General features: G+C 66.6%; 4 protein-coding genes. 1 reads left to right on the top strand and 3 read right to left on the bottom strand.

Annotation, left to right across the window (positions count from 1 at the left end; all coding sequences use genetic code 11):
- Positions 1–133: 133 nt before the first annotated feature.
- A complete protein-coding gene (locus WJ16_RS16335) occupies positions 134–829 on the top strand; it encodes a response regulator (protein ID WP_069258145.1) in 696 nt (231 codons plus the stop codon).
- Between the two features lie 79 nt (positions 830–908).
- Here WJ16_RS16335 and WJ16_RS16330 read toward each other — a convergent pair whose 3' ends face one another.
- The 3 genes from WJ16_RS16330 to WJ16_RS16320 form a co-directional block, all read right to left on the bottom strand.
- On the bottom strand, positions 909–1,634 hold the full coding sequence (locus tag WJ16_RS16330; protein WP_069258144.1) for a LuxR C-terminal-related transcriptional regulator: 726 nt from the start codon (positions 1,632–1,634) through the stop codon (positions 909–911).
- Positions 1,635–1,960: 326 nt separating this feature from the next.
- Positions 1,961–2,671, bottom strand: a complete 711-nt coding sequence (locus WJ16_RS16325) for an OmpA family protein (RefSeq protein ID WP_069258143.1) — start codon at positions 2,669–2,671, stop codon at positions 1,961–1,963.
- A gap of 103 nt (positions 2,672–2,774) precedes the next feature.
- A complete protein-coding gene (locus tag WJ16_RS16320; RefSeq protein WP_236858273.1) occupies positions 2,775–11,429 on the bottom strand; it encodes a YadA-like family protein in 8,655 nt (2,884 codons plus the stop codon).
- Positions 11,430–11,782: the final 353 nt, after the last annotated feature.

Below are 11,782 nucleotides of genomic sequence, written 5' to 3'. Positions count from 1 at the left end.
GAACGAGCCGCTACCGGCCGTCGGCGCGACGACATCGCGTCCGGCCTGCGTTGCACGCCGGACGCGCATGCATTCGTGCCGACCTCCGCCGCACGGCTCCCGCCGCGTGGCGCAACATGAAGGTACAACCGACATGCCAGGAAACTTCTCCATTCGCATCGTAATCGCCGACGACCATCCGGCGGTGGTCATCGGCGCCCGCTACGAACTGTCCGCGACGAATACGCTCGCGGTGGTCGCGAGCGCCAACAATTCGACCGAACTGATGGAAACGCTCGCAAGCCATCCGTGCGACGTGCTCGTGTCCGATTACGCGATGCCCGGCACCGAATACGGCGACGGCCTCGCGATGTTCACCGCGATCCTGAAGCGTTACCCGAATCTGCGCATCGTCGTGATGACGATGATGGAAAACGCGGTGGCGCTGCGCGCGCTGCTCGACCTCGGCATCGCGTGCGTGGTCAGCAAATCCGACATGACGAGCCATCTGACGATGGCGATTCACGCGGCCTACACGAACGGCCGCTACCTGTCGCCGTCGATGGACCGCATCCTGCGGGCCGCCGGCAACACGGGCGGCAAGGCGCCGGCGCTGTCCGCGCGCGAGGTGGAAGTGATTCGTCTCTTCGCGTCGGGCCTGTCGGTCAACGACATCGCCGAGCAATTGAGCCGCAGCAAGAAAACGATCAGTACGCAGAAGAGTTCGGCGATGCAGAAACTGGGCATCGAGCGCGACGTCGATCTCGTCCGCTACGCGATCGCGTGCGGGCTGGTGTCCGACTACGGTTATGCGACGCCGCTGCCGGCCATCGACGAACGTCCGCGCTGACAGCGCGGCGACCATGCCGGCGCATGGCCGGCTGCACGCGCCCGCATGACCGGGCACCCGAACCTCGCCGGCGCGCCGGTCAGGCCGAATCGGTGCGCCCTTCCCCTTCTCCTTCCTGCTCCACCGCCTTGCCCTCGCTGCCGGACGCGGCGACGATCCCGTGCTCGATCGCGTAGCGCAGCAGATCGATATCCTTTTCCACGCCGAGCTTCTGCATCGCGCGCGCTTTCTGCGTGCTGATCGTCTTCTTGCTGCGGCTCAATTGCTCCGCGATCTCGTTGACGGTCATCCCCGATGCATACAGCCGCACGACCTCGATCTCGCGGCTGCTCAGGCTCTGCGCCTGGTCGACGGTCCGCACGCTCGAATGCGCGGACAGCGTGCGCACGACCTTCTCCACCGACGGCGAATAATAAGTGCCGCCCGTTGCGGCTGCATGCACGGCCGGAATCAGGTGATCGATCGCATCCGACTTGCTGACGATGCACGCGATGCCGAGCCGAACCAGCGCGCCGACCACCGCCGCGTTGTCGAGCATGGTCAGCACGACCAGCTTCACGGCCGGGTAATTGCGTTGCAGGTAGGAGAACAGCGCAATGCCGTCGCCGTGCGCGTTGCCGGGCATCGCGTAGTCGGACACCAGGACGTCGCACGCCCCCGCGTCGAGCAGCGCGATCAGCTCGGTCGAATTGCCGGCGGTGCCGGTGAGCCGGATCGTCGGCACCGACGACAGCCCATGCTGGACGCCGACGAGCGTTGCCGGATGGTCGTCGGCCAGTACCACACGTATCTGATAGCTTCCCATAGTCGTCCGAGTATTCACCGCTGTCGCGGGGGGCCGAACGGCCGCCCGATTGCCGGCGACGGCGCATGCGCGCCGTTCTTTCTGGATCGTAATTGGCCGCTAGTTTCGCATGAAACGGTGGCGATCAGCCAAGATCGGACGGGAGCGGCCGCCGCCAGCCGCACCGCAAAAGAAAAAAGCCGCCGGCTCGATCAGAGCGGGCGGCTTGGCATGCCTGCCGGGACAACGGGGTGCGGCGGTCGAGTGCGCCCCGCTCCTTCATCGGCTCGTGACCGACGAAGGCCCTGGCGGCGCCGGCGAACCGGCGCCGCGATACGGTCATCGCGTCATTTCACGTCCAGGCGGATCTCGACGCGGCGGTTCTGCGCACGGCCGTCGGCCGTCGCATTGGACGCAACGGGGTCGGCCGCGCCGAGGCCTTCGGCGGAGAACGACCGGGCCTGCAGCCCGTTCGAACGCAGGTAGTTCACCACGGTGCGCGCCCGCGCTTCCGACAGCGTGCGGTTGTGCGCGGCGCCGCCGGTCGAATCGGTGAAGCCGGTGATCGCGACGCGCGCGAATTCCACGCCGCGATTGGCGGCGATGAAGCGATCGAGCTCGTTGCGGGCCTGCGACGTCAGCGCTGCGCTGTCGGTCGCGAAATTCGCGTCGCCCTGCAGCAGCACCTGGCGTTGCGGAACCGGTTGCGGTTGCGGCGCCGGCTGCGGTGCAGGTGCCGGCGCGGGCTGCGCGACCGGCTGCGGCTTGCCGCAGATGAACGTGATTTCGCGCGGGTCCTTCATCGGCGCGCGGCTGTAGACGCGGTCGATCATCTCGAGCGGCGTGAAGCCCTTGCCCTGGCAGAACTCTTCCGCCGCGCGCGCACACGCATTCGCGCTGCCGAGCATGCCGTCGCAACTCACGCGGAACACGTTGTCCGGTTTGCCCGGAATCGATACCGCACGAATGTCATAGGTGAGCCCGGATTGCGTCGTACACGCACCGAGCATCATCGCGAACGCGCCGATCGACGCGACGCGCAAAAGCTTTGAAGTCATGGTCTTGAATGGGCGTCCGCTCGCAGGCGGACGCGCTTGTATGAGAGGTTTGAAAGATCGCAACGGCGTTGCGCGGGCGGGGCTCAACGCCCCGCCCCGCGCCTTACCACTGGTACGACGCGCCCACGCCAACCGTGTTGCCGCCGCTCGACAGACCCACGCCGGCCTTCATCTTCAGGTTCTGCGTGATGCGGGCTTCGCCGCCGAACGCCACTGCCTGATAGCCCTTGTAGGTCGCACCGCCAACACCGAACGACAACGTCTTGCCCGGATCCACGCCCGGAATCATCGTCAGCGCGGTGGCTGCCGCGATACCCGAGTACGCGTTCTTCGACACGTCGTTGATCTGGCCTGCCAGACCGCCAACCGCACGGTCGAGCTGACCCTTCGTCGCAGCGTCGTTCGCACCGACACCGTCGGCGATGTTCACGATCCGGCGATTGCCGGCTTCGGTGCCGTCACCGAACGAGGCGGTGTTCGCCCCGGTCGCCACGGAACCCGAGCCGATCGCCACCGAGTTCGCACCCGTTGCGCTCGAACCCTGCCCGATCGCCGTCGCGTTCTCGCCCTTCGCGGCCGACCCCGCACCGATCGCCGTGCCGCCGCCTGCGGCCACCGTCGAACCGGAGCCGATCGCCGTGCCGTTGTTCACGCCGGTGCCGATCGACGAGCCGGAGCCTGCCGCCACGTTGCCGGTGCCGGTGCCGGGGTTCGCCGCCGACGAGCCGCCCGCGGTCTTGTCGGTCGCGCCGAAGTACGGGCTGTCGCCCGAACCGCCGCCGCCGCCCGGATTGCCCGGCTTCAGCTCAAGCCCGCCCACCCGGTCGTCGAGGTTGCCGATCTTGTCGTTCAGCGCGCTCAACTGCCCGTAGTTCACGGCGTCGTACTGGCTTGCGCCGTCTGCGACGTTCGTCAGCCGCACCGGTGCGGCGCCCGACCCACCGAGGGTCACCGAACCGAAGTTCGGCGTGCCGTCGCTGTTCAGGTCGTAACGCACCGCGAGCGAATCGGTCGCGCCGTAGGCCGCCGCCGCTTGCACGGCTTCCGCCACGGTCGAGTACTTCTGGCCGTTCACTTCGATCGCCGTGTTCCCGAGCGTGCCGTCCGCGCCGACCGTCGTGCCGCCACCAATGGTGTCCGCCACGCTCTGCGCCGTGCCGTACAGCTGCGAACCGTTGATCGCGTCCTTGCTCGTCGCGTTCACCGCACCCGCCGCCACGTTCGTGATCGTCGTGCCGTCCGTGCCCTTCAACTTCACTTCGTCGAAGTTCGCCGAACCGTCAGCGTTCGTGCCGTACGTCACCGCCAGCGACGCCAGACCCGTGCCCGGCTTCGTCGGATCGACCGGCGCGACCAGGCCGGCGTCCTTCAGCTGAGCGACGTTCACCGCGTCAGTGTCGTCCGTACCGGCCGCGACGTTCTTCAGTTGCACCGGTGCCGCTGCACCCACACCGCCCAGCGTCACGCTGTTCTTCGTCGCGCTGTCGTACACCACCGCGAGCGACTGGCCCGTCGTCGGATCGATCACGCCGCCATCGCGCAGCGAGTCTTCGAGCGAACCGACACGCGTGTTCGTCGCGAACAGCTGAGAACCGTTCACCGCATCCTTGCTCGTCGCCGACAGCGCGCCATCCGCCACGTTGTGAATCGCCACCGGTGCCGTTGCGCCCGTGCCGCCCAGCGTGATGCCGGACTTCGTTGCGTCGTCGTACGAGACCGCCAGCGATGTCAGGCTGCCCTTGCCGTCGTCGCCGACCAGGCCCGCATCCTTCAACTGCGCGACGTTCACCGCGTCGGTGTCGTCCGTACCGGCTGCAACGTTCTTCAGTTGCACCGGCGACGATGCACCCGTGCCGCCCAGCGTGACCTTGTCCTTCGCCGTGCTGTCGTACACCACCGCCAGCGATTCGCCCGTCGTCGGGTCGATCACGCCGCCGTCATGCAGCGAGTCGCGCAGATCCGCCAGGTCGCCCGTATTCGTCGCCACGCGACCGTCCAGGTTCGTCAGCGCATCGCCGACGTTGTGATAGTCGACCTTGCCCGCACCGCCGGCCGGATCGGTCAGCGAGTACGTCGGCGCCGTCACGTTGCCGCCGGCGTCGACGGTCGAGCCGCCACCCAGCGCGGTTGCCACGCTGTTCGCCGTGCCGTACAGCTGCGAACCGTTGATCGCATCCGTGCTGGTTGCGTTGACCGCACCCGCCGCGACGTTCGTGATCGTCGTGCCGCTCGTGCCCTTCAGCTTCACTTCGTCGAAGTTCGCCGAGCCGTCAGCGTTCGTGCCGTACGTCACCGCCAGCGACGCCAGACCCGTGCCCGGCTTCGTCGGATCGACCGGGGCGACGAGGCCCGCGTCCTTCAGCTGAGCCACGTTCACCGCGTCGGTGTCGTCCGTGCCGGCCGCAACGTTCTTCAGTTGCACCGGCGACGATGCGCCCGTGCCGCCCAGCGTCACCTTGTCCTTTGCGACGCTGTCGTACACCACTGCGAGCGACTGGCCCGTCGTCGGGTCGATCACGCCACCGTCGTGCAGCGAGTCGCGCAGATCGCCGATGCTCTGGTTCGTCGCGTAAAGCTGCGAACCGTTCACCGCGTCCTTGCTCGTCGCCGACAGTACGCCGTCCGCCACGTTGTGGATCGCCACCGGCGTCGTTGCACCCGTACCGCCCAGCGTGATGCCGGACTTCGTTGCGTCGTCGTACGTCACCGCCAGCGACGTCAGGTTGCCCGAGCCGTCGTCGCCTACCAAACCCGAGTCCTTCAGCTGACCCACGTTCACTGCGTCCAGATCCGCCACGCCCGCCTTCACGTTCGTGATGGTCGTGCCGTTCGCGCCCTTCAGCTTCACTTCGTCGAAGTTTGCCGAGCCGTCAGCGTTCGTGCCGTACGTCACCGCCAGCGACGCCAGACCCGTGCCCGGCTTCGACGGATCGACCGGGGCGACCAGGCCAGCGTCCTTCAACTGAGCCAGGTTCACCGCGTCGGTGTCTTCCGTCGCAGCCGCGACATTCTTCAACTGCACCGGCGTCGCTGCACCCGTGCCGCCCAGCGTCACCTTGTCCTTTGCGACGCTGTCGTACACCACTGCGAGCGATTGGCCCGTCGTCGGGTCGATCACGCCGCCGTTGTGCAGCGAGTCTTCCAGCGAGCCGACACGCGTGTTCGTCGCGAACAGCTGCGAACCGTTCACCGCGTCCTTGCTCGTCGCCGACAGCGCGCCGTCCGCCACGTTGTGGAGCGCCACCGGCGTCGTTGCACCCGCGCCGCCCAGCGTGATGCCGGACTTCGTCGCGTCGTCGTACGTCACCGCCAGCGACGTCAGGTTGCCCGTGCCGTCGTCGCCGACCAGGCCCGAATCCTTCAGCTGACCCACGTTCACTGCATCGGTATCGTCCTTGCCCGCCGCGACATTCTTCAGCTCCACCGGAGTCGATGCGCCCGTGCCGCCCAGCGTCACGCTGTCCTTCGTCGCGCTGTCGTACGTCACCGCCAACGACGTCAGGTTGCCCGTGCCGTCGTCGCCGACCAGGCCCGCGTTCTTCAACTGGCCGAGGTTCAGCGCGTCGCCGTCGTCGGTTGCGTCCGCCACGTGCTTCAGTTGCGTCGGGTTCGTGCCGTCTCCCAGCGTCACCGAACCGTAGTTCGGCGTGCCGTCCGCGTTACGGTCGTACGTCACCGCGGCGAGCGCCTTGCCATCGTCCCCGATCAGGCCGGAACCCTTCAGCTGGCTCACGTTCACCGCATCCTTGTCCGCAACGCCGGCCTTCACGTTCGACAGCGTCGTGCCGTCTGCACCGCCGCCCAGCGTGACCTTGTCCTTCGCCGTGCTGTCGTACACCACCGCCAGCGATTCGCCCGTCACCGGGTCGATCACGCCGCCGTCGTGCAGCGAGTCTTCCAGCGAGCCGACACGCGTGTTCGTCGCGAACAGCTGCGAACCGTTCACCGCATCCTTGCTCGTCGCCGACAGCGCACCGTCCGCCACGTTGTGGATCGCTACCGGCGTCGTTGCACCCGCGCCGCCCAGCGTGATGCCGGACTTCGTTGCGTCGTCGTACGTCACCGCCAGCGACGTCAGGTTGCCCGAGCCGTCGTCGCCGACCAGGCCCGAATCCTTCAGCTGACCCACGTTCACTGCGTCCGTGTCGTCCTTGCCCGCCGCGACGTTCTTCAGCGCCACCGGCGACGATGCACCCGCACCGCCCAGCGTCACACTGCTCTTCGCAGCGGAGTCATATGACACTGCGAGCGGATTCAGCCCGGTATCCAGATCCTTGAGCGCCGCCGTCAACTGATCCACGTTCACTGCATCGGTGCCCGCGACGCCTTGCGCGACGTTCGACAGAACCACCGGAGTCGATGCCCCAGTGCCACCCAACGTGACCTTGTTCTTTGCGGCACTGTCGTATACCACTGCGAGCGACTGGCCCGTCGTCGGGTCGATCACGCCGCCGTCGTGCAGCGAGTCGCGCAGATCGCCGATGCTCTGGTTCGTCGCGTAGAGCTGCGAACCGTTCACCGCATCCTTGCTCGTCGCCGACAACGCACCGTCCGCCACGTTGTGGATCGCCACCGGCGTACCGGCGCTGCCCAGCGTCACGCTGTCCTTCGTCGCGCTGTCGTATGTCACCGCCAACGACGTCAGGTTGCCCGTGCCGTCGTCGCCGACCAGGCCCGCGTTCTTCAGCTGGCCGAGGTTCAGCGCGTCGCCGTCGTCGGTTGCGTCCGCCACGTGCTTCAGTTGCGTCGGGTTCGTGCCGTCGCCCAGCGTCACCGAACCGTAGTTCGGCGTGCCGTCCGCATTACGGTCGTACGTCACCGCGGCAATCGCCTTGCCGTCGTCGCCGATCAAGCCCGAGCCCTTCAGCTGGCTCACGTTCACCGCATCCATGTCGGCAATACCTGCCTTCACGTTCGCAAGCGTCGTGCCGCCAGTACCGCCGCCCAGCGTGACCTTGTCCTTCGCCGTGCTGTCGTACACCACCGCCAGCGATTCGCCCGTCGTCGGATCGATCACGCCACCGTCGTGCAGCGAGTCGCGCAGATCGCCGATGCTCTGGTTCGTCGCGAACAGCTGCGAACCGTTCACGGCATCCTTGCTCGTCGCCGACAGCGCACCGTCCGCCACGTTGTGGATCGCCACCGGCGTACCGGCGTTGCCCAGCGTCACGCTGTCCTTCGTCGCGCTGTCATACGTCACCGCCAACGACGTCAGGTTGCCCGTGCCGTCGTCGCCGACCAGGCCCGCGTTCTTCAACTGGCCGAGGTTCAGCGCGTCGCCGTCGTCGGTTGCGTCCGCCACGTGCTTCAGTTGCGTCGGGTTCGTGCCGTCTCCCAGCGTCACCGAACCGTAGTTCGGCGTGCCGTCCGCGTTACGGTCGTACGTCACCGCGGCAATCGCCTTGCCGTCGTCGCCAATCAGGCCGGAACCCTTCAACTGGCTCACGTTCACCGCGTCCGTGTCGGCAACGCCCGCCTTCACGTTCGCAAGCGTCGTGCCGCCAGTACCGCCGCCCAGCGTGACCTTGTCCTTCGCCGTGCTGTCGTACACCACCGCCAGCGATTCGCCCGTCGTCGGGTCGATCACACCGCCATCGTGCAGCGAGTCTTCCAGCGAGCCGACACGCGTGTTCGTCGCGAACAGCTGCGAACCGTTCACGGCATCCTTGCTCGTCGCCGACAGCGCACCATCCGCCACGTTGTGGATCGCCACCGGCGTACCGGCGCTGCCCAGCGTCACGCTGTCCTTCGCCGAGCTGTCGTACACCACCGCCAGCGATTCGCCCGTCGTCGGGTCGATCACGCCACCGTCGTGCAACGCATCTCGCAGATCCGCCAGATCGCCCGTGTTCGCTGCCACGCGACCGTCCAGGTTCGTCAGCGCATCGCCGACATTGTGGTAATCGACCTTTTCAGCACCGCCGGCCGGATCGGTCAACGAATAGGTCGGTGCCGTCACGTTGCCATTCGCGCCAACGGTCGAGCCGCCGCCCAGCGCGTTCGCCACGCTGTTCGCCGTGCCGTAAAGCTGCGAGCCGTTGATCGCGTCCGTGCTCGTCGCGTTCACCGCGCCCGGCGCCACGTTCGTCAGCTTCGTGCCACCCGTGCCGGCCAGCGTGACCGTGCCCTTCGTGTCGTCGTCGTAGGCTACCGCCAGCGGGTTGCCGCCGTCACCCGCATTGTCTGCAACGTACTTCTTCAACTGGTCGACGTTCACCGCGTCGGTCCCGGCCGTACCGGTCGCGACGTTGGTGATCTGGCGTTCCGCGCCGACGCTACCGACCGAGATCGAGTTGATCCGGTTCGCCACCGAACCCGCGCCAAGCGCGACCGAGTTCGTCGCGGCGGCCTGCACCTGTGCGGCACGGCCGAGCGCGAGCGAATTCGTCGCGGCCGAAGCGACGTTCGACAACGTACCGAGCGCGACGGAGTCGGCCCCTGCCGCATTCGACGAATTGCCGAGCGCGAGACCGTTGGTACCGGCCGCGTTCGCGTTCAGGCCGAGCGCCACCGCATAGTTTCCGGTTGCGTTCGTGCCGTTGCCGAGCGCTGTAGCGCCGGTACCGGTCGCGTTGCTGTTGGCACCGAATGCCATGGCGTTGTTGGCCGTCGCATTCGCGCCCGTGCCGAACGCGATCGAGCTGGTGCCGGTCGACGACGCCGCCGCGCCGATCGCGATGCCGGTCGTGCCGCTCGCGTTCGCATCGGCCCCGATCGCCACGCCATAGCTGCCCACCGGGACGCTCGCGTTGTCCGATCCGTCGCCCTGACCGTCCACCTTCACGTAGGGATCGATGCCGACAACCGAGTTCGTCGACAGGCGCGAGTCGAGTGCTGCAACCTTGAGGTTGACGTCGTCGATGGCCGACTGCGTCCGGGTCGACACGCCGCCGACCAGGTCCGACACCTGGCCGACCGTCGCCGCATCCGACGGTGCATTACCGTCGGCCACGTTCGTGATCCGACGCGTCAGGCCCGTCGCCGAATTACCCACCGAGATCGTGTTGATCTGGTTCGCCACCGAGCCGAGGCCGAGCGCAACCGCATTGAGCGCCGTCGACTGCGCCGCCGTGCCCGTGCCGCGCCCGCCGATATACGGGTTGCTCACACCGGCATCTGCCACGGCCTTGTTCAACTGGCTCAGGTTCACCGCGTCGTTTGCGTCCGTCGCGTTCGCGACGTTCTTGACCTGCACCGGCGTCGTCGCGCCCGTGCCACCCAGCGTGACCTTATCCTTCGCCGCACTGTCGTACACCACGGCCGCGATTGCCTTGCCGTCGTCGCCAATCAGGCCCGAACCCTTCAGCTGGCTCACGTTCACCGCGTCCGTGTCGGCGACACCCGCCTTCACGTTCGCAAGCGTCGTGCCGCCAGTACCGCCGCCCAGCGTGACTTTGTCCTTCGCCGTGCCGTCGTACACCACCGCCAGCGATTCGCCCGTCTCCGGGTCGATTACGCCACCGCCCTTCAGCGAATCCTCCAGCGAACCGACGCGCGTATTCGTCGCGAACAGTTGCGAACCGTTCACGCTGTCCTTGCTGGTCGCCGAGAGCGTACCGTCGGCCACGTTCACGATTTTCCGCTCGTTACCGGCACTGCCGACCGATACGACGTTGCTCGACAGGGCGACCGACCCGTTACCCAGCGCAACCGAGTTATCGCCACCCGCCGATGCATTGTTGCCCAACGCAACAGCATTCGAGGCAGCAAGCGCGTTATTGCCGAACGACGTCCCGTTCACGCTTGCCGACGACCTGGCACCGATCGAAATTGCATTCGCATTTTCCGCACGCGCGCCCTGACCGATAGCCACGCCATCCTGTGAGGCGATCGCGGCACTACCGATCGCGATACTGTTGGCCATGCCCGCGGTGGCGCTGCCACCGATCGCGACGCCGCCGTCGGCGAGGGTCTTCGCCTTCGAGCCGATCGCAACCGAGCCGACCCCGGTGGCCGCGGCATCGTCGCTGCCGTCGCCGGCTCCATTCGCCTTGAAGTACGGGCTGTTGACGCCGATGTTCGCAATCGCTGTATTCAGCTGGCCGACGTTCACGGCATCGGTGTCCTGCGTGCCGGCAGCAACGTTGGCGATCTGGCGCTGCTGGCTCGTCGACCCGACGGAGACGACATTGACTCGATCGGCCACGCTATTCGTACCCAATGCAACCGAATTTCCCGCCGTGGCGCTCGCGCCAAAGCCGACAGCCGTTGCACCGACTGCCGAGGACAAAGACCGAGATCCCAACGCGGTCGCATTAGAACGGGCGGTATTGACACCTGTCGAGGCCGTAGCACCAGCGCCAATCGCCGTCGCCGACGTTCCGCCGGCCGACGCGCTGGCACCAATCGCCGTGGCGTAATCCCCCCCGGCTCCCCCCGGAGAATATTTGCTATTGGTTATCGCACCCGCGCCAATGGCGATATCCCGCTCTGCCGTAGCCGTTGCGGGACCGCCAGCCACTGTATTCACCTTAATTGCCGTATCGTCCAACGCCGCCAGCGTACCGATCGAACGCGTGCTGATCGTGCTTCCCGTTTGACAGATACCTGCAACATCCAGCGCCCCAGACGTCCCGTCCTCGGTCGTACACGCGTCCGCGGCATAGGCGCCGCTAATCGAGACGCCACCCAGCGCAACTGCAGCCAGCGCCTTGCGCGCCGCGCGCGACGATCCCTTCGATTTCGAGCGAGCCGTTTCTTCGGCGGCTGCCCATGTACCTGTCGACGCGTTCCAGACGGTCCGATAAGTTTTGTTCACGTTAATTGCCTCTATACAAAAGTGTGAGACGGAATTTGAGCTACGTGAGCCAATATATTTTTTACAAGTGCGTTCGATAATCAGACAGCCGGCCGAGGTAAAACATATTTACTAAGACTGGTCTGAATATGACGATGCCTGACACTTCTGCGAGGAAAGCACCACACCGCGCCGCACCAAAACGTCGTGACGTTTGACTTGCACACCAGTCGCGCCTTATAAACGCAACGCGCGGGCCGCGTCGCAAACTAGGACCAGTCCTACCGCTCCGGGCACATTACTTCGGACTGCCCTACATACCGGCGCCCCCGCCATCCCGATAATTGGCTCGTTCCCCGAGCCGGCAGTGCAAA

Origin of the sequence: Burkholderia metallica, from assembly GCF_001718555.1 — a bacterium.
Taxonomy (GTDB): domain Bacteria; phylum Pseudomonadota; class Gammaproteobacteria; order Burkholderiales; family Burkholderiaceae; genus Burkholderia; species Burkholderia metallica.
This window is presented reverse-complemented; position numbering and strand designations above follow the sequence as displayed.